Genomic DNA, 25,374 nt, shown 5'->3' with positions numbered 1-25,374 from the left:
AATGTTAAATCCGTTATCCTTAGCTTATATGGGTGATTCGATATTAGATACGTATGTCAGAAAGCATATTATCCTTAAAATAAAAGGTAAACCTAATCGATTACATCAATTGTCTAAACAATATGTTTCTGCAAAGGGACAAGCTTATGCACTTAATATTTTGATGGAAAATGAATTTTTTACAGAAGAAGAATTAGAAATTATACAACGAGGTCGTAACGCAAAAAGTTATACGAAAGCGAAGAATACGGATATACAAACGTATAGAAAAAGTTCAGCGATTGAAGCGGTCATTGGTTATTTATTCTTAATAGATGAAACAGAACGCTTAGAAGAACTCGTTAATAAAATGATTGAAATAACAGAAGAAAGGGTGGGAGCCAATGGATGAATCGATTATAGTTGGTAGACATGCGGTCAAAGAAGCGATAACTTCAGGTCATACGATTAATAAAGTATTAATTCAAGAAGGTATCAACAAGAAACAAATTGGTGAAATTTTGAAAATTGCAAAATCTGAAAAAATAGTCGTCCAAACTGTACCTAAATCAAAAATTGACTATTTAACAGATGTTCCACATCAAGGTATCGCTGCTCAAATTGCGCCATATCCATATAAAGAATTAGAAGATTTCATTTCAGAAACTAAAGATATTGACCATGTACCTTGTTTATTGATGTTAGATGGTTTAGAAGATCCCCATAATTTAGGTTCTATTATGAGAACAGCTGATGCAATAGGTATTGATGGCATTATTATTCCGAAGAGAAGGTCTGTACAGTTAAATGCAACAGTAGCAAAAGCTTCAACCGGTGCCATTCAACATGTTCCAGTTATTCGTGTGACGAATTTACCGCAAACAATTGAAAGACTTCAAGAAGTAGGGTATTGGGTCGCGGGTACAGATGCAAAGAATGCGACTGATTATAGACAAATGGATGCTGGAATGCCACTTGTTATCGTTATAGGCAGCGAAGGCGAAGGTATGAGTCGACTAGTGAAAGATAAGTGTGATTTTTATATTAAATTACCAATGGTTGGACACGTTAATAGCTTAAATGCTTCTGTTGCAGCGAGTCTGCTTATGTATGAAGTATATAGAAAAAGGCATCCAATAGGACAATCATAATGAAAGATATCTATTTAATTATTGATGGCTATAACTTAATAGGACAATCAAACGAATTGTCTTCCATTGCTCAAGTTTCTTTAGAAGAAGCGAGAGATAAATTGTTAATCACACTTATCAATTATAATACCCAACATGATGGCGAAATGATTGTTGTTTTTGATGCTTATGGTGTAGAAGGTACTGAATCAGTAGAATTTAAGCACGGTGTGAAAGTTGTTTATACGAAAGGAAAAGAAACAGCAGATAGTTATATTGAAAGATTAACGTATGAATTATATCGAAAGCATATTACGCATATTACAGTAGTCACAAGTGATATGAGTGAACAACATGCTATTTTTGGTTCTGGTGCGTATAGAATCTCATCTAGAGAAATGTGGTCAACAATTGCAAATCAAGAATCTGTTGTGACAAAGCACCTATCAGAAATTAAAACTAAGACACCTAGAAATAGATTGAACTTGCCAGATGAAGTGTTACAGCAATTTGAAAAATGGAGAAGAAATAATCGATAAATATGATTTTTTGGAGTTTGATTTATAAGGAACGCGCCCTGTAAAATATGCTCAAAACGATAACAAGGGATGAGCTTGATGAATGATTTGAATATGGACAAGCAGTTGTTAAAATGGATTGATGATATTCAGCGTGGTGACAAAGAAGCGTTTAATCAATTATTAAATGTTTTCGAAAGTGACATTCAGAAGCGGGTAAGCACATTGAGACTACCTTATAATGATAAAGAGGACATCGCACAAATTATAAGATTTAAGTTGTATAAGCAAGCACTCACATTTGATTGTGACAAGCATGATTCGTTTATACATTGTGTGAATGTCATTATTAAAAATGCTAAAATTGATTATATAAGAAGAGTTAAAAGTACAAAGTATCAAATATTAAAAGCGTCATTAAGTATTGATGAAACAAATAGTGATTCGGTTAATTTAATAGAATGTCTTAGAGATGGTCATGGCCAGGATTTTGAAGATCAAATGTTAACAGAATGTTCGCTATCCTATTTGATGGATTCTAATAAGCTATCACCTATTGAATCGGACATTCTAAAATTAACAGTACAAGGAAAAACAAAAAAAGAAATATCAAATGAACTAGATGTACCAGTAAAACATGTATATAACGCACAATACAGATTAAAAAAGAAACTGAACAAGGCTGAAATTACTTCAGCTTTGTTTGACAATTAGGTGTTTTGTTTTGTATATTAATCTAGGATTAGAATGAATTAGGTGATAAGATGAGAAAAGTCCCTTTAAATTGCGAGAAATGCGGAGCTAGAAATTATACAGTCCCTAAAAAAGATACAGATCAACGATTAGAGCTAAAAAAGTTTTGTAAAACTTGTAATACGCATACATTGCATAAAGAATCCATCTAAAAGGAGGAAAATCAATGGCTAAAAAAGAAAACTTCTTTCAAGGCGTAAAATCAGAAATGCAGAAAACAAGTTGGCCAACTGGCAAAGAACTTGTTAAATATACAACAATAGTAGTGTGTACAGTAATCTTTTTCTTAATCTTTTTCTATGCATTAGATTTAGGAATTACAGAATTAATTAATTTGATTAGATAGTAAGGAGTGGCAAAATGTCAGAAGAGATAGGCGCTAAACGATGGTATGCAGTGCACACTTATTCAGGTTATGAAAATAAAGTCAAAACAAACCTAGAAAAGCGTGTTGATACAATGAACATGCAAGAACAAATTTTTAGAGTTGTGATTCCAGAAGAGGAAGAAACATCTATTAAAGATGGTAAAGCGAAGACACAAATCAAGAAGACTTTCCCTGGATACGTATTAGTTGAGTTAATTATGACTGATGAATCATGGTATGTCGTAAGAAATACACCTGGTGTTACAGGTTTCGTCGGTTCTGCTGGTGCAGGATCTAAACCAAATCCATTATTACCAGATGAAGCGAAATTTATCCTTAAACAAATGGGTATGGCAGAAAAAACAGTCGACGTAGAAGTTGAATTAGGTGAACAAGTTCGCGTAACAAGTGGACCATTTAGTAACCAAGTTGGTGAAATCAAAGAAATCGATGTTGAGAAGTATAAATTAACAGTACTTGTTGACATGTTCGGTAGAGAAACACCAGTCGAAGTTGAATTCGATCAAATTGAAAAGTTGTAAAAAAACACTTGAAATTTCATGATTTAAATGTTATTATTTAAAGGTCGCGCTCGGACTATGCGCAACCATTTCGTCACGAAATGAAGAGTGGGAGGGTAAAATATCATTACCCCATGACCACATCACGATATCAAGGAGGTGCACATCGTGGCTAAAAAAGTAGTTAAAGTTGTTAAATTGCAAATTCCTGCAGGTAAAGCAAACCCAGCACCACCAGTTGGTCCTGCATTAGGTCAAGCCGGTGTGAATATTATGGGATTCTGTAAAGAATTCAACGCTCGTACACAAGAGCAAGCAGGTTTAATCATTCCAGTTGAAATTACAGTATTTGAAGACCGTTCATTTACTTTCATCACTAAGACACCACCTGCAGCAGTATTACTTAAAAAAGCAGCTAAAGTAGAAAAAGGTTCTGGTGAACCTAACAAAACTAAAGTTGCTACAGTAACTCAAGACCAAGTACGTGAAATTGCTAACACTAAAATGCCTGACTTAAACGCGGCATCTGAAGAAGCAGCTATGCGTATCGTTGAAGGTACTGCACGCAGCATGGGTATTGTCGTAGAATAATTGAGTTTTAAAGTTTAAGCAGGCGGCTATTTCGCTGTCTGCTATTGCATTGTCTTTATGATAATGCACGTGGGAGGTAACATTCCGCTAAAACCACTAAAGGAGGAAAACAAAATGGCTAAAAAAGGTAAAAAGTATCAAGAAGCAGTTGCTAAAATCGATCGTACTGCAACATACGCTGTTGAAGAAGCGATTAAATTAGCAAAAGAAACAAGTACTGTTAACTTTGATGCATCTGTAGAAGTTGCATTTCGTTTAGGCATTGATACACGTAAGAATGACCAACAAATCCGTGGCGCTGTAGTATTACCACACGGTACTGGTAAAACACAACGTGTATTAGTATTCGCTAAAGGCGATAAAATCAAAGAAGCAGAAGAAGCTGGAGCAGATTATGTAGGTGAAGAATACATTAACAAAATCAACCAAGGTTGGTTCGACTTTGATGTAATCGTTGCAACACCTGACATGATGGGTGAAGTTGGTAAACTTGGTCGTGTATTAGGACCTAAAGGTTTAATGCCAAACCCTAAAACTGGTACAGTAACAATGGATATCAAAAAAGCAGTAGAAGAAATTAAAGCAGGTAAAGTAGAATACCGTGCTGAAAAATCTGGTATTGTTCATGCATCTATTGGTAAAGTATCATTTGACGAGCAACAATTAGTTGATAACTTCAAAACAATTCAAGATACATTAACTAAAGCTAAACCAGCATCATCTAAAGGTACTTATTTCAAATCTGTTGCTGTTACAACAACAATGGGTCCTGGTATCAAAGTTGATACTTCAAGCTTTAAATTATAATATAAAAATATTGACTTCAACTCCAAAACGCGTTATAGTTTTGGATGTGTAATATTTAACCTAAGACAGTAGGAGTTCAATTTTGAACTTAAAAAGCGATCCTACCGAGGCTTAAATTGACTTGAACGTATAAAATTCAAGCACTTTTTGCCGTGGGTAAAAAGTGCTTTTTTGTTGAGAAACCTCATCATAAAAGCACGGACAATTAATATGGAGGTGTAGAGATGTCTAATTCAAAAATCGTTGAAGCTAAACAACAAAAAGTTGATTTAATTACTGAACAACTTAAAAATTCTGTTTCAACAATTATTGTTGACTACCGTGGTTTAACAGTTGCGCAAGTTACTGAATTACGTAAACAATTACGTGAAGCAGGTATCGAATATAAAGTTTACAAAAACACTTTAGTTCGTCGTGCTGCTGAAGCTGCTGGTATCGAAGGTTTAGAAGAAACATTAACTGGTCCTAACGCAATTGCTTTTTCAAACGAAGAAGTTGTTGAACCAGCTAAAATTCTTGCTGACTTCGCTAAAGAAAACGAAGCGTTAGAAATCAAAGCAGGTGTTATTGAAGGACAAGTTGTATCTGCAGAAGAAGTTAACACTATCGGTTCATTACCATCAAAAGACGGTCTTGTATCAATGTTACTATCTGTATTACAAGCTCCAGTTCGTAACTTTGCTTATGCAGTTAAAGCTGTAGGAGAACAAAAAGAAGAAAGTGCTGAATAATTCAGCAACAAATAAAACTATTTAATGGAGGATATATATCATGTCTAATGAAAAAATTATTGAAGCAATTAAAGAAATGTCAGTATTAGAATTAAATGACTTAGTAAAAGCTATCGAAGAAGAATTTGGTGTAACAGCAGCAGCTCCTGTAGCAGCAGCTGGCGCAGCTGGTGGAGACGCAGCAGCTGAAAAAACTGAATTCGACGTTGAATTAACTTCAGCTGGAGATTCAAAAATTAAAGTTGTTAAAGCGGTTAAAGAAGCAACTGGCTTAGGCTTAAAAGAAGCTAAAGAAATCGTAGACAACGCTCCTAAAGTTGTTAAAGAAGGTTTATCTAAAGAAGACGCTGAAGCTTTAAAAGAAAAATTAGAAGAAGTTGGCGCATCTGTAGAATTAAAATAATCTCTGTATTAAATCAAAAAACCCGTTATTATCATGATAACGGGTTTTTATTTACTCATTTAATCAATAAAGAGGTGGCGTAATGAGTCATTATTTTGATAACGATCCAAACGTGAAGTCGGAACGAGAAAGTTTCGATTATTTTTATCGCGATAACAAACTCTCTCTTCAGACAGATCATGGTGTTTTCTCAAAAGGGAAAATAGACTTTGGGTCTGATTTACTCGTAACAACTTTCTTAAATGCAAATCCCCCTGGTCCTAAAAAGAAAATATTGGATGTGGGCTGTGGTTATGGCCCGATAGGTTTAATGTGTGCGAAAGTACTTCCACATAGTGAAGTAACTATGGTAGATGTGAATGAACGCGCATTGGATTTGGCAAAAGATAATCAACAATCTAACAACATTCAAAATGCTCAGTTGAAAGCAAGTGACTGTTTAGATGATGTATTAGATTTAGAGTTTGATTTTGTATTAACAAACCCTCCGATAAGAGCAGGGAAGGAAATTGTTCATAAAATTCTTGAGCAAAGCATCGAAGTATTATCGAGTGGCGGACAGCTTTTAGTTGTTATTCAGAAGAAGCAAGGTATGCCTTCTGCAAAGAAAAAAATGCAAGATATTTTTGGTAATGCAGAAATAATCGAAAAAAGCAAGGGTTATTACATTTTAAAAAGTGTAAAAGCTTGATTTTGGTGTTTTGTTCTGATATAGTAATAGAATGTTAAAAATTATATTCAATAAGTGTGTACTTTTGCGTCGCCCTTAATTGAATGTTAGGAATAAGTCGTACGAAATAGAAAATGGAATCATTGACTTTCCGTTTTCTTTTTGTCTTATTATATTTATTTTGTAAGGCGCAAAGTTATATTCACAATATTTGAGGGGTGAATCTGTTGACAGGTCAACTTATCCAGTATGGAAGACATCGTGTTCGTAGAAGTTATGCGAGAATTTCCGAGATTTTAGAACTACCTAACTTAATAGAGATTCAAACGAAATCATATGAATGGTTTCTAAAAGAAGGTTTACTAGAAATGTTCCGCGACATTTCTCCAATTGATGATTTTACAGGTAACCTTTCTTTAGAGTTCGTAGATTACCGTCTAGGTGAACCAAAGTATGATTTAGAAGAATCTAAAAACCGTGATGCAACATATGCAGCACCATTACGCGTTAAAGTCCGTTTAATTAACAAAGAAACAGGCGAAGTGAAAGATCAAGAAGTATTCATGGGTGATTTCCCATTAATGACTGACACTGGTACTTTTGTAATAAACGGTGCAGAACGTGTTATTGTATCTCAACTTGTACGTTCACCATCCGTTTACTTCAACGAAAAAGTTGATAAAAACGGTAAAGTGAGTTTTGGAACTACTGTAATCCCTAACCGTGGTGCATGGTTAGAGTATGAAACAGATGCTAAAGATGTTCCTTACGTAAGAATAGACAGAACACGTAAATTACCAATTACAGTATTAATCCGTGCTTTAGGATTCTCATCAGATCAAGAAATCATTGATTTACTTGGTGACAATGAGTATTTAAGAAATGCGTTAGACAAAGATAATACTGAAACAACAGACCAAGCATTGCTTGAAATTTATGAGCGTTTACGTCCGGGAGAACCACCAACAGTAGAGAACGCTAAAAGTCTATTATATTCACGTTTCTTTGACCCAAAACGTTATGATTTAGCGGCAGTAGGTCGTTACAAAATGAATAAAAAATTACATCTTAAACATCGTTTGTTCAACCAAACTTTAGCTGAGCCTATCGTTGACGTTGAAACAGGTGAAATTGCGGCTGAAGAAGGTACTGTTTTAGACCGTCGTAATTTAGATAAAATCATCGATGTTTTAGAATCAAACGCTAATATTCATGTTTATGAACTTAATAGTGGTGTCTTAGATGAGCCAGTAGAAGTTCAAACAGTTAAAATTTATATTCCTGGTGATGAAGAAAAACGTACGACAACAGTGATTGGTAATGCATTCCCTGATGAAGCAGTGAAATGTATTACACCAGCAGATATTATTTCTTCACTATCATATTTCTTTAACTTGTTACATGGTGTAGGTTACACAGATGATATCGACCATTTAGGTAATCGTCGTCTACGTTCAGTAGGAGAATTACTACAGAACCAATTCAGAATTGGTTTATCACGTATGGAACGTGTTGTGCGTGAACGTATGTCAATTCAAGACACTGATTCAATCACACCTCAACAATTAATTAATATTCGTCCAGTAATTGCATCTATTAAAGAATTCTTTGGTAGCTCTCAATTATCTCAATTCATGGACCAAGCAAACCCATTAGCAGAGTTGACGCATAAACGTCGTCTATCAGCATTAGGACCGGGTGGTTTAACTCGTGAGCGTGCTGGTATGGAAGTACGTGACGTTCACTACTCTCACTATGGTCGTATGTGTCCAATTGAAACGCCTGAGGGACCAAACATTGGTTTAATCAACTCATTATCAAGTTATGCAAGAGTTAATGAATTTGGTTTCATTGAAACACCTTATCGTAAGGTAAACATCGAGACAAACCAAGTTACTGACAGAATCGACTACTTAACAGCTGACGAAGAAGACAGCTATGTAGTTGCACAAGCAAACTCTGTACTTGATGAAACAGGTAAATTCGTTGATGATGAAGTTCTTTGTCGTTTCCGTGGGGACAACACTACGAAACCTAAAGAACGCATGGACTACATGGATGTATCTCCTAAACAAGTTGTTTCTGCAGCGACAGCATGTATTCCATTCTTAGAAAACGATGACTCTAACCGTGCGCTTATGGGTGCAAACATGCAACGTCAAGCGGTACCTTTAATGAACCCAGAAGCACCATTTGTTGGTACTGGTATGGAACACGTAACTGCACGTGATTCAGGTGCAGCTGTTGTTGCTAAGTACAAAGGTAGAGTTGAGCACGTAGAAGCAAAAGAAATCCTTGTTAGACGTATTGTTGAAGAGAATGGTAAAGAGATCGAAACTGAATTAGATCGTTACCCATTATCAAAATTTAAACGTAGTAACTCAGGTACTTGTTACAATCAACGTCCAATCATTGCGAGTGGAGATATTGTTACTAAAGGTGAAATTTTAGCTGATGGTCCTTCAATGGAACTTGGTGAAATGGCACTTGGACGTAACGTAGTAGTTGGTTTCATGACTTGGGACGGTTATAACTATGAGGATGCTGTAATCATGAGTGAACGTCTTGTTAAAGATGATGTTTATACTTCAATTCACGTTGAAGAATATGAATCAGAAGCTCGTGACACTAAATTAGGACCTGAAGAAATCACACGTGATATTCCTAACGTTTCTGACAATGCACTTAAGAACTTAGATGATCGTGGTATCGTTTATGTTGGTGCTGAAGTTAAAGACGGAGATATCCTAGTTGGTAAAGTAACGCCTAAAGGTGTAACTGAATTAACAGCTGAAGAAAGATTATTACATGCAATCTTTGGTGAAAAAGCTCGTGAAGTTCGTGATACATCATTACGTGTACCTCATGGTGCAGGTGGTATTGTATTAGATGTTAAAGTATTTAACAGAGAAGAAGGCGATGATTCATTATCTCCAGGTGTAAACCAATTAGTACGTGTATACATCGTTCAAAAACGTAAAATACATGTCGGAGATAAAATGTGTGGTCGTCACGGTAACAAAGGTGTTATCTCACGTATCTTACCTGAAGAAGATATGCCTTACTTACCAGATGGAACACCAATTGACATCATGTTAAACCCATTAGGTGTACCTTCTCGTATGAATATCGGACAAGTATTAGAACTTCATCTTGGAATGGCAGCTAAGAATTTAGGTATTCATGTTGCTTCACCAGTATTTGATGGTGCAAACGATGATGATGTTTGGTCAACTATTGAAGAAGCAGGTATGGCTCGTGATGGTAAAACTGTACTATACGATGGTCGTACTGGTGAACCGTTTGATAACCGTGTATCTGTAGGTGTAATGTACATGCTTAAACTTGCACACATGGTAGACGATAAATTACATGCGCGTTCTACTGGACCATACTCACTTGTTACACAACAACCACTTGGCGGTAAAGCTCAGTTTGGTGGACAACGTTTCGGTGAGATGGAAGTATGGGCACTTGAAGCTTACGGTGCAGCATATACTTTACAAGAGATTTTAACTTATAAATCTGATGACACAGTAGGTCGTGTTAAAACTTACGAATCTATCGTAAAAGGAGAAAACATCCCTAAACCGGGAGTTCCTGAATCATTCCGCGTATTAATGAAAGAGTTACAAAGTTTAGGTCTAGACGTTAAAGTTATGGACGAACACGATAACGAAATCGAAATGCGTGATTTAGAAGATGAAGATATGATGGACAAGAAAGTTGATTTAGGTGTTTCACAAGATGCATCAATAGAAGGGCAACAAGTAACTGACTAAAAGTTAATAAAGCGCATTTGATTAAACATTTGCGCTTTACATTTGTTATACATTATCAATCAACCGGCACAACTAATTTAAATTGAAGGAGGTAGGCTCCTTGATTGATGTAAATAATTTCCATTACATGAAAATAGGACTTGCTTCACCTGAAAAGATCCGTTCTTGGTCATTTGGTGAAGTGAAAAAACCAGAAACAATTAACTACCGTACGTTAAAACCTGAAAGAGATGGTTTATTCTGTGAGAAAATTTTTGGTCCAACTAAGGACTGGGAATGTAGTTGTGGTAAATATAAAAGAGTACGCTATAAAGGCATGGTCTGTGACCGTTGTGGTGTAGAGGTTACTAAGTCAAAAGTGCGTCGTGAAAGAATGGGGCATATTGAATTAGCAGCACCAGTTTCACACATTTGGTACTTCAAAGGTATCCCAAGTCGTATGGGACTTTTACTTGATATGTCACCACGTTCACTTGAAGAAGTTATATACTTTGCTTCTTACACTGTAATTGATCCAGGTCCAACTGGATTAGAGAAGAAACAATTATTAACTGAAGGTGAATTCCGTGAGTATTATGATAAATATCCAGGTAAATTCACAGCAAAAATGGGTGCAGAAGCAATCCGTGACTTATTAAGCGATATCGATTTAGATAAAGAATTAAAAGAATTACGTGAAGAATTAGAATCAGCAACAGGACAAAGATTGACAAGAGCAATTAAACGTCTAGAAGTTGTTGAGTCATTCCGTCACTCAGGTAATGACCCATCTTGGATGATCTTAGATGTATTACCAATTATTCCACCTGAAATTCGTCCAATGGTTCAATTAGACGGTGGACGTTTCGCAACAAGTGATTTAAATGATTTATACCGTCGTGTTATCAACCGTAATAATCGTTTGAAACGTTTATTAGATTTAGGTGCACCTGGTATTATCGTTCAAAATGAAAAACGTATGTTACAAGAAGCTGTAGATGCTTTAATTGATAATGGTCGTCGTGGTCGTCCAGTTACTGGACCAGGTAACCGTCCATTAAAATCATTGTCACATATGTTAAAAGGTAAACAAGGTCGTTTCCGTCAAAACTTACTTGGTAAACGTGTTGACTATTCAGGTCGTTCAGTTATCGTAGTTGGACCAAACCTTAAAATGTATCAATGTGGTTTACCGAAAGAAATGGCGTTAGAATTGTTCAAACCTTTCATTATGAAAGAACTTGTTGAACGCGAAATTGCAACGAACATCAAGAATGCAAAAGGTAAAATAGAAAGAATGGAAGAAGAAGTTTGGGATGTACTAGAAGATGTTATTAAAGAACATCCAGTACTATTAAACCGTGCACCAACGCTTCACCGTTTAGGTATTCAAGCATTTGAACCTACACTAGTTGAAGGTCGTGCAATCAGACTTCATCCACTTGTAACAACTGCTTATAACGCTGACTTTGATGGTGACCAAATGGCTGTCCATGTTCCATTATCAAAAGAAGCACAAGCAGAAGCACGTATGTTAATGCTTGCAGCTCAAAACATCTTGAACCCTAAAGATGGTAAACCAGTCGTAACACCTTCTCAAGATATGGTATTAGGTAACTATTACTTAACACTTGAACGTAAAGGCGCTACAGGAGCTGGTGAAATCTTTAGTGAAACAGATGAAGTTATTAAAGCGTATGTAAATGGCTATGTTCATTTACACTCACGTATAGCTGTTCATGCAAGATCATTAAAGAACCCAACATTTACAGAAGAACAAAACAATAAATTACTTATCACATCTGTTGGTAAGATTATATTCAATGAAATTATGCCGGATTCATTCCCGTACATTAATGAACCAACGAATTTCAACTTAGAAAAATCAACACCTGACAAATACTTTATTGCACCTACTGATATTCCAGAAGGTGGATTAATCGAGTACTTACAAGATGTTGAACTTGTTAAACCATTTAACAAGAAATTCTTAGGTCAAATCATTGCGGAAATCTTTAATAAATTCCACATTACAGATACATCAGTAATGCTTGATAAGATGAAAGATTTAGGATTTAAATACTCATCTAAAGCTGGTATTACAGTTGGGGTTTCTGACATCGTGGTACTTCCTGATAAACAAGAAATTATTGGAGAAGCAGAAATCAAAGTAGATAAAGTACAAAAACAATTTACCCGTGGTTTAATTACTGAAAGCGAACGTTATGCTGCTGTAATTGAAATTTGGACAAAAGCTAAAGATGATATTCAAGCTAAATTAATGATGTCATTAGACAGCTTAAACCCAATCTTCATGATGAGTGACTCTGGTGCCCGTGGTAACGCATCAAACTTCACTCAATTAGCTGGTATGCGTGGTCTGATGGCTAACCCATCTGGTCGAATTATCGAGTTACCTATTAAATCATCATTCCGTGAAGGTTTAACAGTACTTGAATACTTCATCTCTACTCACGGTGCGCGTAAAGGTCTTGCCGATACAGCACTGAAAACTGCCGATTCAGGCTACTTAACACGTCGTCTAGTTGACGTAGCACAAGATGTTATCGTTAGAGAAGAAGACTGTGGAACTGACCGTGGATTACTTGTTTCAGATATTAGAGAAGGATCAGAGTTAATCGAACCATTCATTGAACGTATTGAAGGTCGTTACTCTAAAGAAACATTACGTCATCCTGAAACAGATGAAGTAATTATTAAAGTTAATGAATTAATAACTGCTGATATTGCTAAACAAATAGTTGATGCAGGTATTACTGAAATGCATATTCGCTCTGCATTTACATGTAACACTCGTCACGGTGTATGTGAAAAATGTTATGGTAAGAACTTAGCAACTGGTGAACAAGTTGAAGTTGGTGAAGCAGTTGGTACAATTGCTGCACAATCAATCGGTGAACCAGGTACTCAGCTTACAATGCGTACATTCCATACAGGTGGTGTAGCAGGTGCCGATATCACTCAAGGTTTACCTCGTATTCAAGAGCTATTTGAAGCACGTAACCCTAAAGGGCAAGCTGTTATTTCTGAAATTAATGGTGAAGTAACTGAAATTACGATCGTTAAAGATCGTCAACAAGAAATTAAAGTTAAAGGCGAAAATGAAATCCGTACTTATAACGCGCCAGGTACTGCTCGACTTAAAGTTGAAGAAGGTCAATACGTAGAACGTGGTGAAGTTATGACTGAAGGTTCAATCGAACCTAAAGGATTACTAGCTGTTGCAGGCTTAAATGCTACTCAAAAATACTTACTTAAAGAAGTACAAAAAGTTTACCGTATGCAAGGTGTTGAAATTTCAGATAAACACGTTGAAGTTATGGTTAGACAAATGCTTCGTAAAGTAAGAATTATTGAAGCAGGAGATACTAAATTATTACCAGGTGCATTAGTTGATATTCATACATTTACTGATGCAAACAGAGAAGTATTTGCGACGCGTAAACGTCCAGCAACTGCTAAACCTGTATTACTTGGTATTACGAAAGCATCTCTTGAGACTGAAAGTTTCTTATCAGCTGCTTCATTCCAAGAAACAACAAGAGTACTTACAGATGCTGCTATTAAAGGTAAGCGTGATGACTTACTTGGACTTAAAGAAAATGTTATCATCGGTAAATTGATCCCTGCCGGAACAGGCATGAGAAGATATACTGGTGTTGACTTTGAAAAAGTTGAAAAAGAAGTAGTACCTGAAGAACAAGTTGTGACTGACTAATATATATGGGCTGTTCTAGGTTCCTAGAACAGCTTGTATTTTATTATAAAAACACCTTAAAAATGATTGACTTTATAACTGTGCAATGTTATTATTGTTAAGGTTGATGAAAGCAGACGCTTTGGAGGATATGAAATGTCTAATGAAAAAGCCTTAAGCTTAAATCAAGACAGTTATGTCATTGGTTTAAAACAGACCACTAAAGCATTATTGAAGCATGATGTACGTCAAGTAATCATTGCTCAAGATGTCAATATTCATATTTTGTCGAAAGTGTTAACAATAGCATTTGAGACAGGCGTTCCGATAAGTTATAGTCCTAGTCGACAAGAACTTGGATCACGCTATGGAATAGAAGTTAATGCGACAGTTGTTGCATTGCTTAAATAAATGTGTAAGCTGTGCTTACTATTTTTATTTGACTTAAAATGAACCACCTGGATGTGTGGAATTAAGAAATGAAGAGAGGAGGACATTAAAGATGCCTACTATTAACCAATTAGTACGTAAACCTCGTACTAGTAAATCACAAAAATCAACTGCACCAGCATTAAACAGAGGTTACAATAGCATGAAGAAAAAAATGACTACTGTATACTCTCCTCAAAAACGTGGTGTATGTACTCGTGTAGGAACTATGACACCTAAAAAACCTAACTCAGCGTTACGTAAATATGCTCGTGTTCGTTTATCAAACAACATCGAAGTAAACGCGTATATCCCTGGTATTGGCCACAACTTACAAGAACACAGTGTTGTACTTATTCGTGGTGGACGTGTAAAAGACTTACCTGGTGTGCGTTACCATATCGTACGTGGTGCTTTAGACACTTCTGGTGTTGACGGTCGTATGCAAAGCCGTTCACTTTATGGTGCTAAAAAACCTAAAGCTGCTAAAAAATAATTTGACATTAAATTTCTGTAAATAACAGTTTTTTAAATGACGATAAATCAATTAAACTTTATAATGAGGAAGGAGGATTACGATTATGCCTCGTAAAGGTCCAGTTGCAAAAAGAGATGTTTTACCAGATCCAATTCACAACTCTAAATTAGTAACAAAATTAATCAACAAAATCATGCTTGATGGTAAACGTGGTACTGCTCAAAGAATTCTTTATTCTGCATTCGAACTTGTTCAAGAACGTTCAGGTAAAGATGCTATGGAAGTATTCGATGAAGCTATCAACAACATCATGCCTGTACTTGAAGTTAAAGCTCGCCGTGTAGGTGGTTCAAACTATCAAGTACCTGTAGAAGTACGTCCAGAACGTCGTACTACTTTAGGTTTACGTTGGTTAGTTAACTACGCGCGTCTTCGTGGTGAAAAAACTATGGAAGAGCGTTTAGCTAATGAAATCTTAGATGCTGCCAATAACACTGGTGGTGCTGTTAAGAAACGTGAAGACACTCACAAAATGGCAGAAGCTAACAAAGCGTTTGCTCATTACCGTTGGTAAGATAGAACTTAGAACCCTAAGCGTTAAAATTATAAAGAGGCTTATTTATAGGTCATCTATAGTTTTTTAAACACTTAGGGTATCAAAGTATCTATATAAACAACAACCAAATATCCAATGTTTTGGAAGGAGTAAGAATACTATGGCAAGAGATTTTTCTTTGAAAAACACTCGTAATATCGGTATCATGGCTCACATCGATGCTGGTAAAACTACTACTACTGAACGTATTCTTTATTACACAGGCCGTATCCATAAAATTGGTGAAACACATGAAGGTGCTTCACAAATGGACTGGATGGAACAAGAGCAAGAGCGTGGTATTACAATCACTTCTGCTGCGACTACTGCACAATGGGATGGTCACCGTGTAAACATCATCGATACACCAGGACACGTAGACTTCACAGTTGAAGTTGAACGTTCATTACGTGTACTTGATGGTGCTGTAACTGTTCTTGATGCGCAATCAGGTGTTGAACCTCAAACTGAAACAGTTTGGCGTCAAGCTACAACTTACGGAGTACCTCGTATTGTATTCATTAATAAAATGGACAAAATGGGTGCTAACTTTGAATATTCAGTTGGTACACTACATGAGCGTTTACAAGCAAATGCTCACCCAATTCAGTTACCAATTGGTGCGGAAGACGATTTCAACGCTATTATTGATTTAGTAGAAATGAAATGTTTCCAATACACTAATGACTTAGGTACTGAAATTGATGAAATTGAGATTCCAGAATCTCATAAGCAACAAGCTGAAGATGCTCGTGAAGCTTTAATTGAAGCTGTTGCTGAATCAAACGACGATTTAATGGAAAAATACTTAGGTGGAGAAGAAATCACAATTGATGAGCTTAAAGCGGCTATCCGTCAAGCTACTTGTGACGTTGAATTCTACCCAGTATTATGTGGTACAGCATTCAAAAACAAAGGTGTTCAATTAATGTTGAACGCTGTTATTGACTACTTACCATCACCATTAGATGTTAAACCTATTATCGGACATAGAGTTGATAACGAAGATGAAGAAGTAATTGCTAGACCTGATGACTCAGCGCCATTCGCTGCATTAGCGTTTAAAGTTATGACTGACCCATTCGTAGGTAAATTAACATTCTTCCGTGTTTATTCTGGTACAATGGAATCTGGTTCATACGTTAAAAACTCTACTAAAGGTAAACGTGAACGTGTAGGTCGTATCCTACAAATGCACGCTAACTCTCGTGAAGAGATTTCAACTGTATATTCTGGTGACATTGCAGGTGCTGTTGGTCTTAAAGACACTGCTACTGGTGATACTTTATGTGATGAAAAAGATAACATTATCTTAGAATCAATGGAATTCCCAGAGCCAGTTATTCACTTATCTGTTGAGCCTAAATCAAAAGCTGACCAAGATAAAATGACTAACGCATTAGTTAAATTACAAGAAGAAGATCCAACATTCCATGCACACACTGACCATGAAACTGGACAAGTTATCATCGGTGGTATGGGTGAATTACATCTTGATATTTTAGTAGACCGTATGAAACGTGAATTTAAAGTAGAATGTACTGTTGGTGCTCCAATGGTATCTTACCGTGAAACGTTCAAAGAATCTGCACAAGTTCAAGGTAAATTCTCTCGTCAATCAGGTGGACGTGGACAATATGGTGATGTTCATATTGAATTCACACCTAACGAACAAGGTGGCGGCTTCGAATTCGAAAACGCTATCGTCGGTGGTGTAGTTCCTCGTGAATACATTCCATCAGTTGAAGCTGGTCTTAAAGATGCTATGGAAAACGGTGTATTAGCTGGATATCCATTAGTTGATGTTAAAGCTAAACTATATGATGGTTCATATCATGATGTAGATTCATCTGAAATGGCCTTCAAAGTTGCTGCATCATTAGCACTTAAAGAAGCAGCTAAAAAATGTAACCCTGTAATCTTAGAGCCAATGATGAAAGTTGAAATCGTTATGCCTGAAGAATACATGGGAGACATCATGGGTGACGTAACAAGTCGTCGTGGACGTGTTGAAGGTATGGAAGCACGCGGTAACGCTCAAGTTGTTCGTGCATTTGTTCCACTTTCAGAAATGTTCGGTTACGCTACAAACTTACGTTCTAACACTCAAGGTCGTGGTACTTATACTATGGTATTTGACCACTACGAAGAAGTTCCTAAATCAATTTCTGAAGAAATTATCAAGAAAAATAAAGGTGAATAATACATTCGCTTTAATAAATTGATTTTTTCATCAAAATGATTTATAAATTAACTATAGGTTATCCTCATGATGGTGAGTAACCATCATGAGGCTTAAATAAAAAATAATTTTTAATATGAATAGGAGAGATTTCATAATGGCTAAAGAAAAATTTGATCGCTCAAAAACACATGCCAATATTGGTACTATCGGTCACGTTGACCATGGTAAAACTACTTTAACAGCTGCTATCGCAACTGTATTAGCAAAACGTTCTGGTGACGGAGAAGCTCGTTCTTACGACCAAATCGATAACGCTCCAGAAGAAAAAGAACGTGGTATTACAATCAATACTTCACATATCGAATACGAAACTGAAAAACGTCACTATGCGCACGTTGACTGCCCAGGACACGCTGACTATGTTAAAAACATGATCACTGGTGCTGCTCAAATGGACGGCGGTATCTTAGTAGTATCTGCTGCTGACGGTCCAATGCCTCAAACTCGTGAGCACATTCTTTTATCACGTAACGTAGGTGTTCCTGCATTAGTAGTATTCTTAAACAAAGTTGACATGGTTGACGATGAAGAATTATTAGAATTAGTTGAAATGGAAGTTCGTGACTTATTATCTGAATATGACTTCCCAGGCGACGACGTTCCTGTAATTGCTGGTTCAGCATTAAAAGCATTAGAAGGCGACGAAGCTTACGAAGACAAAATCATGGAATTAATGGATGCTGTTGATACATTCATCCCAACTCCAGAACGTGACTCTGACAAACCATTCATGATGCCAGTTGAGGACGTATTCTCAATCACTGGTCGTGGTACTGTTGCTACAGGCCGTGTTGAACGTGGTCAAATCACTGTTGGTGAAGAAGTTGAAATCATCGGTTTAACTGAAGAATCTTCTAAAACAACTGTAACTGGTGTTGAAATGTTCCGTAAATTATTAGACTTCGCTGAAGCTGGAGATAACATCGGTGCATTATTACGTGGTGTTGCTCGTGAAGACGTTAACCGTGGTCAAGTATTAGCTAAACCAGGTTCAATCACACCTCACACTAAATTCAAAGCTGAAGTTTATGTATTATCTAAAGACGAAGGTGGACGTCATACTCCATTCTTCACAAACTACCGCCCACAATTCTATTTCCGTACTACTGACGTAACTGGTGTAGTTAACTTACCAGAAGGTACTGAAATGGTTATGCCTGGCGACAACGTTGAAATGGACGTTGAATTAATTTCACCAATCGCTATTGAAGACGGTACTCGTTTCTCAATCCGTGAAGGTGGACGTACAGTTGGATCAGGCGTTGTTACAATCATCGAAGCTTAATTCGATATTGAACAAACTTGATTAAACAAATTTAAAGCCGAGACATTAAGTTGTCTCGGCTTTTTTTATGGCTTATTTTTCTAATTCATCACTATGTTCAATAATAGATAAGAATAATTTGACGCTATTTTGTAATGCTTGTTCATCTAAATCGAATTTTGGATGGTGATGCGGATAAGTCGCTTTAAGTACTTCATTACCTACACCAGTAAAGAAATATGTTCCTGGAACATGTTGTAAGAAATAACCAACATCTTCGCCACCTAAAGAAGGAGGGAAATCGAATGCTTCAGTAACTGAATCAATTTCTGATGCAAGTTTTTTAGCCCATTCTGTTTCTTTCTCATGATTAACTACAGGCGGATAACCGTCGTGATATTTCAAATGGCATTTAACACCATAGCTTGATTCGATACCGTTTAATATGCCGTTCAAACGTTCTTTAATTTGATCTTTAACGTATGGTAAATATGTTCTAATTGTTCCAGATAATTGAACTTTATCCGCGATAACATTGAACGCATTACCACCTTTAAATGTGCCGAACGTTACGACAGCCGATTCTAAAGGATCAACTGTTCTTGAAACGATACTTTGTGCTTGGACAATCAATGAAGATGCAGCAACGATAGGATCTTTAGCTAGTTGTGGCATAGCACCATGTCCACCTAATCCTTGTATATCAATTTCAAATGAATCAGCTGCAGCATACGCTGGTCCAGAACAAAATCCAACTTTATTTGCGTCAATATGACTTGCTGTATGTGTTCCGAAGACATAATCCACACCATCAAGTGCACCGGCTTCTACCATCGCTTTAGCGCCACCAGGAAGTGACTCTTCAGCATGTTGATGGATTAATACGACATTACCATGAATATCTTGCTCGTGCTTTTTAAGTATTTTTGCAGTGATGAGTAAACTTGCCGTATGCGCATCATGACCACAAGCATGCATCACACCATCGACCTTAGATTTATAAGGTACATCTTTCTCGTCTTGAATAGGTAATGCATCAAAATCAGCTCTTAATGCAATCGTTGGTCCTTCATGTCCACCGTTTATATAACCTAATAAGCCGTTACCACCGACATCTCTTTTAACTTCGATTCCAAGGTTTTCAAGATAATCAGCAATGTATTTCTTTGTATTTTCTTCTTGAAAAGAAAGTTCGGGATGTTGATGTAAATGTCTTCTAATTTCTATTAATTCATCCATATATTGATTAACTTCAGTCGTTAATGTCATGAATATCATTCCTTTCCATAAACTTAAATGTTGTGAGTAAGAAGATACGTACAGCGTTTATTAAGCCTTGCTCATCAATATCAAACTTAGGATGATGATGAGGGAAGTCAGCTTTGAAATGTTCGTTTCTCGTGCCTGTATAGAAAAATGCACCAGGAACACGCTGTTGATAATAAGAAAAATCTTCTCCACCCAAACTTGCTTCTAATTCTACGAGTTCTTCAACGCTATCAATCTCTTTAGTTGCTTCTAATATAAGATCAGTTTCCCGTTCCGTGTTAATTACAGGAGGATACCCTTTACTATATTTCAAGTCGTAAGTAACATCAGTAGAAGTCGCAATGCCTTCTAATACTTTCTTAAGGCCTTCTATGACACTTGTCTGTGTGTCCGAGTCGAAAGTCCTAATCGTCCCACCAATTTTACATGTATCTGGTATGACGTTATTCGTTTCTCCAGCATTAAACATTGTAATGGATAGAACGGCAGGAGAAAGTGCACTTGTTTTACGTGAAACAATGTATTGTAAATCGTTACATAATTGTATACCTGCAGCGAGTGGATCAATCAATTGATCAGGATGTGCAGCATGTCCACCTCTACCTTTCAAAGTAATCCAAAAATCATCTGGGATACCTGTCGTTGTACCGTATTTATAGCCGATTTTACCAACATCTAAATGACTAGATACATGTTGTCCGATAATCGCATCAACACCTGTTAAACACCCATCAGCAATCATTTGAATGGCACCACCAGGATCGACTTCTTCAGCATGTTGATGAATAAAGACGACACGGCCATTAATTTCATCTTTATGTTCGGATAAAATTTTCGCAGTCATTAGCAATACAGCCGTATGGGCATCGTGACCACAAGCATGCATGACGCCATCAACAGTTGACTTGTAAGGTACTTCCTTTTCATCTTGGATAGGTAATGCATCAAAATCAGCTCTAATCGCTAATGTAGGACCTTCTTTATCTTTATTTAATGTACCTACAACACCACGTCCACCGACTCCTTCACGAACGTCAATACCTAATTCTCTTAAGTAATGTGCAATATAAGCAGGTGTCTTCACTTCTTCAAAAGATAATTCCGGATTCATATGTAAATATCTTCTGATTTCAATCATTTCATCATAATAGTCTTCAACTTTTTGTAATAAAATATTTTTCATTCTTATAGAACACCTTCTATCTCAAGTACTTGAATAAACATTTGTGTCGTCGTCTTCATCGCTTCTTCGTCTAAATCAAACATAGGATGATGATGAGGGGCAGTTGAGCCTTTATCTTCATTACCGCTACCTGTTAGGAAGAAACAACCTGGACGATTAAGTAAGTAGTATGAGAAATCTTCACCAATCATCATAGGAGGGATGTCTTCATAAGTTAAATCTAAGCGCTCAGCAGCTTCTTTAACCACTTCATATTGTTCTTTGTGGTTGACGACTGTAGGATAACCTCTACGGTATTCAAAGTTATAAGTCGCGTTATTTGCTAAACAAATCCCTTTTAAAATACGTTCAAGCTCAGCTTCTATTGTGTCTTTAACTTCTGGTTTAAACGTTCTAACTGTACCCGCTAAAGTAGCTGTATCACTTATAACATTAAAAGCAGTACCCGCATCTACTTTCCCAACTGTAATAACTCCTCTGTTAATTGGATCTATATTTCGAGAAATAATTTTTTGGATGCTAGAAATATATTCTGCAACGATTACAATTGGATCGATTGATGTATGAGGTTTAGCGCCGTGACCACCTTTACCTTGAATGGTTACTTCAAAGTAGTCAGGTGATGCCATCATTTCATTAGGACGTGTCTTAATTGAAGATGTTTCATGACCGCTCCAAAAATGGTTTCCATAAACTTTATCGACACCTTCTAATGCACCATCATCAACCATTGGGCTAGCACCGCCAGGACTTAATTCTTCTGCATATTGAAAAATAAAAACAACATTCCCTTTAAGCAAATGTTGATGTTCATGCAGTATTTCACAGAATGTTAAGAGTGTAGCGGTATGACCGTCATGACCACATGCATGCATAACACCATCCACAGTCGATTTATAAGGTACGTCTTTTTCATCTTGAATAGGTAAAGCATCAAAATCTGCGCGAAATGCAATCGTTTGACCAGGTTCGTTCCCTTTTAATTTAGCGACAATGCCACGTTCCCCGACTGGCGCTTTAATCTCTAATTTATCTAATTTCTTTAATTCAGATAAAATAAAATCATGAGTTTTCTCCTCATGATAGGATAGTTCAGGATTTTTGTGCATATGTCTTCTGATGTCTACAAGTCGATCGAATTTTTTATCTACTTCTTCTTTCCAATTAACCATTAATAAACCTTCTTTCAGTTCTTTAAAAATATAATATGATAATTGTAGCAAAATTTATAGAAAATTTAAACAATTCAATTTGAGATGATAACGCTTAATTCTTTGATTTTGATGTGTTATGATTGAGAAAAAGTGCTAAAGGAGAAGGTTTAAATGGTACAAACATTAGATTCATTCTTACAAACAAATCTAAATGAATTAAAAGACAATGGCCTATATAACGAGATTGATGTCGTTGAAGGTGCAAATGGTGCTGAGATCACTATTGGAGGTAAAAGTTACATTAACTTATCTTCAAATAACTATCTTGGATTAGCAACAGATGAAGATTTAATAAAAGCTGCTAAAGGTGCAATTGATTCTCACGGTGTAGGTGCGGGGGCAGTACGTACAATTAATGGTACGTTAGACTTGCATAGAGAACTTGAAGAAACTTTAGCTCAGTTCAAAGGTACTGAAAGTGCAATCGCATATCAATCAGGCTTTAACTGTAACATGGCTGCCATCTCAGCTGTTATGAATAAAAATGATGCAATCTTATCTGATGAATTAAACCATGCTTCAATTATTGATGGTTGTCGTTTATCTAAAGCGAAAATTATTCGTGTTAATCATTCAGATATGGATGATTTAAGAGCGAAAGCTAAAGAAGCGGTTGAATCAGGTCAATATAATAAAGTTATGTACATTACAGATGGCGTATTCTCAATGGATGGAGACGTAGCGAAATTACCTGAAATTGTAGAAATTGCTGAAGAATTTGGTTTAATCACATATGTTGATGACGCGCATGGTTCTGGTGTAATGGGTAAAGGTGCAGGAACAGTTAAACATTTCGGACTTCAAGACAAAATTGATTTCCAAATCGGAACACTTTCAAAAGCAATTGGTGTTGTAGGTGGTTATGTAGCTGGTACTAAAGATTTAATAGACTGGTTAAAAGTTGCTTCAAGACCATTCTTATTCTCAACTTCATTAGCACCTGGAGATACTAAAGCTATTACAGAATCAGTGAAAAAATTAATGGCTTCTACAGAATTACATGATAAATTATGGGATAATGCTAATTACTTAAAAGAAGGCTTAAAAGCAAAAGGCTTTGATATCGGTCATTCAGAAACACCAATTACACCTGTAATTATCGGTGAAGAGAAAAAAGCTCAAACATTTAGTAAGAGATTAATGGACGAAGGTGTGTATGCGAAAGCAATCGTATTCCCAACAGTTCCAAGAGGCACTGGCCGTGTAAGAAATATGCCAACAGCCGCTCATACTAAAGAGCAACTAGATCAAGCAATTGATATTTATGAAAAAATCGGTAAAGAATTAGGATTACTATAATTAATATTTCATCAAGCGCATGGGACAAATGAATACGTCCCATGCGCTTTTAATTTATAACGATTGAGGCGACAGTTTGTAACAGAACTTGCGGGTTTTGTAATTAAAGGTGCCGTTAGTAACAGAACTTGGTAATTTTGTAATTAAGGATGCCGTTAGTAACAAATCTCCATACTTTTGTAACGAAATGTACCGAAACTAACATTTTATTCTCGACTTATGTATTACAATACGATTGTTTTTTGTATAAGGTAACTTTATTTATCCATAGTATGTACTTCTGAAGTATACAAAACGGTAAAAATATAGTAAAATATCATTGAAGAAAGCGTTTTTGTATTTCTTGAGCGTACAAATGAACATTTCAACAATACAGGAGGATTTAAAATGAAAAAGATAATAATCACTGGGGCGTTAGGACAAATAGGGACAGAATTAGTTATAAAGCTAAGAAATAAATATGGTAATGAAAATGTATTAGCGACTGATATTAGAGAACCAGAAAGTGACAGCGAAATTAATAATGGACCATTTGAAATTTTAGATGTTACAGATCAAGAAAGATTTCATGAATTAGTTAAAAACTTCAATGCAGATACTTTAATGCATATGGCGGCATTACTTTCAGCAACTGCTGAAAAGAATCCACTATTCGCTTGGAATTTAAATATGGGTGGATTAGTAAATGCACTTGAAATAGCACGTGAATTCGATATGCAATTCTTCACACCAAGTTCAATCGGTGCGTTTGGACCAAATACACCTAAAGATATGACACCTCAAGTTACAATTCAAAGACCAACTTCAATGTATGGTGTAAATAAAGTAGCTGGGGAATTATTATGTGACTATTACTACACGAAATTTGGCGTAGATACTAGAAGTATGAGATTTCCTGGGTTAATCTCTTACGTTAAAGAACCAGGTGGCGGTACAACTGATTATGCAGTGGAAATTTATTTCAAAGCTATCAGAGAAGGAAGATACGATAGCTATATAGATAAAGGTACATTTATGGATATGATGTTCATGGATGATGCTATTGATGCAATTATTAAATTGATGGAAGCGGATAGTTCACGATTAATTAACCGTAATGCATACAATGTGAGCGCAATGAGTGTTGATCCTGAGACGATTAAAGCTGCTATCCAAAAACATATGCCTGATTTCGAATTAGGTTATGATGTGGATCCAGAAAGACAAGCAATTGCTGATAGCTGGCCAAATTCAATTGATTCAACTTGTGCTAAAGAAGAGTGGGATTTCTCACCAGCTTATGATTTAGAAAAAATGACATCATTAATGCTTAAAGCCATTGAAGAAAAAGATAATTTAGCTAAACAGTAATTTTATTGTGTATATTTTTTAAATTTTCCAAAAATTCATTGAATAACGCCTCTATGACTGATATACTTGATAACATTAATTATTAATTAGCCTAGGAGG

The 25,374-nt window shown here is 36.1% G+C and carries 24 protein-coding genes and 1 other annotated feature; of the genes, 21 read left to right on the top strand and 3 right to left on the bottom strand.

The annotated features are described in order from the left end of the window. Window position 1 precedes the first annotated feature (1 nt). The 19 genes from ACJTHF_RS10760 (at window position 2) to tuf (ending at window position 18,981) form a co-directional block, all read left to right on the top strand. Window positions 2-391: a Mini-ribonuclease 3 gene (locus tag ACJTHF_RS10760; protein ID WP_037589958.1), complete on the top strand. Its 390-nt coding sequence runs from the start codon at window positions 2-4 to the stop codon at window positions 389-391. Then, a complete protein-coding gene (gene rlmB, locus ACJTHF_RS10755) occupies window positions 384-1,130 on the top strand; it encodes a 23S rRNA (guanosine(2251)-2'-O)-methyltransferase RlmB (protein ID WP_048541344.1) in 747 nt (248 codons plus the stop codon). Before ACJTHF_RS10760 ends, rlmB begins: the two co-directional genes overlap by 8 nt. After that, entirely contained in the window at window positions 1,130-1,648 is a 519-nt protein-coding gene (locus ACJTHF_RS10750) for an NYN domain-containing protein (protein ID WP_025904854.1), read from the top strand. The genes rlmB and ACJTHF_RS10750 overlap by 1 nt, the downstream gene beginning before the upstream one ends. Before the next feature lie 78 nt (window positions 1,649-1,726). Further along, entirely contained in the window at window positions 1,727-2,341 is a 615-nt protein-coding gene (locus ACJTHF_RS10745) for a sigma-70 family RNA polymerase sigma factor (RefSeq protein ID WP_058590879.1), read from the top strand. A 50-nt stretch (window positions 2,342-2,391) separates the two neighbouring features. Then, window positions 2,392-2,532 carry a 50S ribosomal protein L33 gene (gene rpmG / locus ACJTHF_RS10740; protein ID WP_075577615.1) on the top strand — a complete coding sequence of 47 codons (141 nt, stop codon included), beginning with the start codon at window positions 2,392-2,394 and terminating at the stop codon, window positions 2,530-2,532. Window positions 2,533-2,546: 14 nt separating this feature from the next. Next, window positions 2,547-2,726: a preprotein translocase subunit SecE gene (gene secE, locus ACJTHF_RS10735; protein WP_025904856.1), complete on the top strand. Its 180-nt coding sequence runs from the start codon at window positions 2,547-2,549 to the stop codon at window positions 2,724-2,726. Window positions 2,727-2,740: 14 nt separating this feature from the next. Beyond that, a complete protein-coding gene (gene nusG, locus ACJTHF_RS10730; protein WP_058590878.1) occupies window positions 2,741-3,289 on the top strand; it encodes a transcription termination/antitermination protein NusG in 549 nt (182 codons plus the stop codon). 147 nt (window positions 3,290-3,436) lie between these two features. After that, entirely contained in the window at window positions 3,437-3,859 is a 423-nt protein-coding gene (gene rplK, locus ACJTHF_RS10725; RefSeq protein WP_025904858.1) for a 50S ribosomal protein L11, read from the top strand. 114 nt (window positions 3,860-3,973) lie between these two features. Further along, window positions 3,974-4,666 (top strand): 50S ribosomal protein L1, encoded by a 693-nt coding sequence (gene rplA, locus ACJTHF_RS10720; protein WP_037589918.1) that lies wholly within the window; start codon window positions 3,974-3,976, stop codon window positions 4,664-4,666. A 41-nt stretch (window positions 4,667-4,707) separates the two neighbouring features. Then, window positions 4,708-4,848 (top strand) — a sequence feature (ribosomal protein L10 leader region). A gap of 42 nt (window positions 4,849-4,890) precedes the next feature. Beyond that, complete coding sequence (rplJ, locus tag ACJTHF_RS10715; protein WP_025904860.1) at window positions 4,891-5,397, top strand: 50S ribosomal protein L10; 507 nt, start codon at window positions 4,891-4,893, stop codon at window positions 5,395-5,397. A gap of 40 nt (window positions 5,398-5,437) precedes the next feature. After that, window positions 5,438-5,800, top strand: a complete 363-nt coding sequence (gene rplL, locus ACJTHF_RS10710) for a 50S ribosomal protein L7/L12 (protein WP_153653597.1) — start codon at window positions 5,438-5,440, stop codon at window positions 5,798-5,800. An 82-nt stretch (window positions 5,801-5,882) separates the two neighbouring features. Then, window positions 5,883-6,491: a class I SAM-dependent methyltransferase gene (locus ACJTHF_RS10705; protein WP_048541351.1), complete on the top strand. Its 609-nt coding sequence runs from the start codon at window positions 5,883-5,885 to the stop codon at window positions 6,489-6,491. 206 nt (window positions 6,492-6,697) lie between these two features. Then, window positions 6,698-10,252: a DNA-directed RNA polymerase subunit beta gene (gene rpoB / locus ACJTHF_RS10700; RefSeq protein WP_048541353.1), complete on the top strand. Its 3,555-nt coding sequence runs from the start codon at window positions 6,698-6,700 to the stop codon at window positions 10,250-10,252. A gap of 100 nt (window positions 10,253-10,352) precedes the next feature. Next, the gene (rpoC, locus tag ACJTHF_RS10695) at window positions 10,353-13,970 is read left to right on the top strand and encodes a DNA-directed RNA polymerase subunit beta' (protein ID WP_048541354.1); all 3,618 of its coding nucleotides are present in this window, start codon (window positions 10,353-10,355) and stop codon (window positions 13,968-13,970) included. Window positions 13,971-14,105: 135 nt separating this feature from the next. Further along, complete coding sequence (locus ACJTHF_RS10690; RefSeq protein ID WP_048541356.1) at window positions 14,106-14,360, top strand: ribosomal L7Ae/L30e/S12e/Gadd45 family protein; 255 nt, start codon at window positions 14,106-14,108, stop codon at window positions 14,358-14,360. A 91-nt stretch (window positions 14,361-14,451) separates the two neighbouring features. Then, window positions 14,452-14,874, top strand: a complete 423-nt coding sequence (gene rpsL, locus ACJTHF_RS10685; RefSeq protein ID WP_025904866.1) for a 30S ribosomal protein S12 — start codon at window positions 14,452-14,454, stop codon at window positions 14,872-14,874. An 85-nt stretch (window positions 14,875-14,959) separates the two neighbouring features. Beyond that, the gene (gene rpsG / locus ACJTHF_RS10680) at window positions 14,960-15,430 is read left to right on the top strand and encodes a 30S ribosomal protein S7 (RefSeq protein ID WP_025904867.1); all 471 of its coding nucleotides are present in this window, start codon (window positions 14,960-14,962) and stop codon (window positions 15,428-15,430) included. 142 nt (window positions 15,431-15,572) lie between these two features. Then, window positions 15,573-17,654 (top strand): elongation factor G, encoded by a 2,082-nt coding sequence (gene fusA, locus ACJTHF_RS10675; RefSeq protein ID WP_048541359.1) that lies wholly within the window; start codon window positions 15,573-15,575, stop codon window positions 17,652-17,654. Between the two features lie 136 nt (window positions 17,655-17,790). Continuing rightward, window positions 17,791-18,981 carry an elongation factor Tu gene (gene tuf, locus ACJTHF_RS10670; RefSeq protein WP_048541361.1) on the top strand — a complete coding sequence of 397 codons (1,191 nt, stop codon included), beginning with the start codon at window positions 17,791-17,793 and terminating at the stop codon, window positions 18,979-18,981. 72 nt (window positions 18,982-19,053) lie between these two features. On the opposite strand, the gene ACJTHF_RS10665 is transcribed toward tuf, so the two are convergent. The 3 genes from ACJTHF_RS10665 to ACJTHF_RS10655 are packed head-to-tail and all read right to left on the bottom strand — an operon-like array spanning window position 19,054 to window position 22,584. After that, complete coding sequence (locus ACJTHF_RS10665) at window positions 19,054-20,229, bottom strand: M20 metallopeptidase family protein (protein WP_058590877.1); 1,176 nt, start codon at window positions 20,227-20,229, stop codon at window positions 19,054-19,056. After that, entirely contained in the window at window positions 20,213-21,412 is a 1,200-nt protein-coding gene (locus ACJTHF_RS10660; RefSeq protein ID WP_058590876.1) for an amidohydrolase, read from the bottom strand. The genes ACJTHF_RS10665 and ACJTHF_RS10660 overlap by 17 nt, the downstream gene beginning before the upstream one ends. A gap of 2 nt (window positions 21,413-21,414) precedes the next feature. Beyond that, window positions 21,415-22,584, bottom strand: a complete 1,170-nt coding sequence (locus tag ACJTHF_RS10655; RefSeq protein WP_232157362.1) for an amidohydrolase — start codon at window positions 22,582-22,584, stop codon at window positions 21,415-21,417. Between the two features lie 153 nt (window positions 22,585-22,737). On the opposite strand from ACJTHF_RS10655, the gene ACJTHF_RS10650 reads away from it, so the two are divergent. Then, window positions 22,738-23,925, top strand: coding sequence for a glycine C-acetyltransferase (locus tag ACJTHF_RS10650; protein WP_078355013.1), 1,188 nt, complete (start codon window positions 22,738-22,740; stop codon window positions 23,923-23,925). Window positions 23,926-24,312: 387 nt separating this feature from the next. Further along, complete coding sequence (locus tag ACJTHF_RS10645; RefSeq protein ID WP_048541369.1) at window positions 24,313-25,275, top strand: L-threonine 3-dehydrogenase; 963 nt, start codon at window positions 24,313-24,315, stop codon at window positions 25,273-25,275. Window positions 25,276-25,374: the final 99 nt, after the last annotated feature.

This window comes from Mammaliicoccus sp. RAM2, from assembly GCF_045897195.1.
Lineage (GTDB): Bacteria > Bacillota > Bacilli > Staphylococcales > Staphylococcaceae > Mammaliicoccus > Mammaliicoccus sciuri.
Note: the sequence above shows the minus strand (reverse complement) of the source record. Positions and strands in the feature narration are given on the sequence as shown.

Coding starts and splice junctions, on each gene's coding strand:
- rpsG (WP_025904867.1), top strand. CDS start 14,960: ATGCCTCGTAAAGGTCCAGTTGCAAAAAGAGATGTTTTACCAGATCCA.
- ACJTHF_RS10660 (WP_058590876.1), bottom strand. CDS start 21,412: ATGAAAAATATTTTATTACAAAAAGTTGAAGACTATTATGATGAAATG.
- ACJTHF_RS10645 (WP_048541369.1), top strand. CDS start 24,313: ATGAAAAAGATAATAATCACTGGGGCGTTAGGACAAATAGGGACAGAA.
- rplJ (WP_025904860.1), top strand. CDS start 4,891: ATGTCTAATTCAAAAATCGTTGAAGCTAAACAACAAAAAGTTGATTTA.
- fusA (WP_048541359.1), top strand. CDS start 15,573: ATGGCAAGAGATTTTTCTTTGAAAAACACTCGTAATATCGGTATCATG.
- ACJTHF_RS10745 (WP_058590879.1), top strand. CDS start 1,727: ATGAATGATTTGAATATGGACAAGCAGTTGTTAAAATGGATTGATGAT.
- ACJTHF_RS10760 (WP_037589958.1), top strand. CDS start 2: ATGTTAAATCCGTTATCCTTAGCTTATATGGGTGATTCGATATTAGAT.
- nusG (WP_058590878.1), top strand. CDS start 2,741: ATGTCAGAAGAGATAGGCGCTAAACGATGGTATGCAGTGCACACTTAT.
- ACJTHF_RS10650 (WP_078355013.1), top strand. CDS start 22,738: ATGGTACAAACATTAGATTCATTCTTACAAACAAATCTAAATGAATTA.
- ACJTHF_RS10705 (WP_048541351.1), top strand. CDS start 5,883: ATGAGTCATTATTTTGATAACGATCCAAACGTGAAGTCGGAACGAGAA.
- rplA (WP_037589918.1), top strand. CDS start 3,974: ATGGCTAAAAAAGGTAAAAAGTATCAAGAAGCAGTTGCTAAAATCGAT.
- ACJTHF_RS10655 (WP_232157362.1), bottom strand. CDS start 22,584: ATGGTTAATTGGAAAGAAGAAGTAGATAAAAAATTCGATCGACTTGTA.
- secE (WP_025904856.1), top strand. CDS start 2,547: ATGGCTAAAAAAGAAAACTTCTTTCAAGGCGTAAAATCAGAAATGCAG.
- rplL (WP_153653597.1), top strand. CDS start 5,438: ATGTCTAATGAAAAAATTATTGAAGCAATTAAAGAAATGTCAGTATTA.
- rpsL (WP_025904866.1), top strand. CDS start 14,452: ATGCCTACTATTAACCAATTAGTACGTAAACCTCGTACTAGTAAATCA.
- tuf (WP_048541361.1), top strand. CDS start 17,791: ATGGCTAAAGAAAAATTTGATCGCTCAAAAACACATGCCAATATTGGT.
- ACJTHF_RS10750 (WP_025904854.1), top strand. CDS start 1,130: ATGAAAGATATCTATTTAATTATTGATGGCTATAACTTAATAGGACAA.
- ACJTHF_RS10665 (WP_058590877.1), bottom strand. CDS start 20,229: ATGACATTAACGACTGAAGTTAATCAATATATGGATGAATTAATAGAA.
- ACJTHF_RS10690 (WP_048541356.1), top strand. CDS start 14,106: ATGTCTAATGAAAAAGCCTTAAGCTTAAATCAAGACAGTTATGTCATT.
- rlmB (WP_048541344.1), top strand. CDS start 384: ATGGATGAATCGATTATAGTTGGTAGACATGCGGTCAAAGAAGCGATA.
- rpmG (WP_075577615.1), top strand. CDS start 2,392: ATGAGAAAAGTCCCTTTAAATTGCGAGAAATGCGGAGCTAGAAATTAT.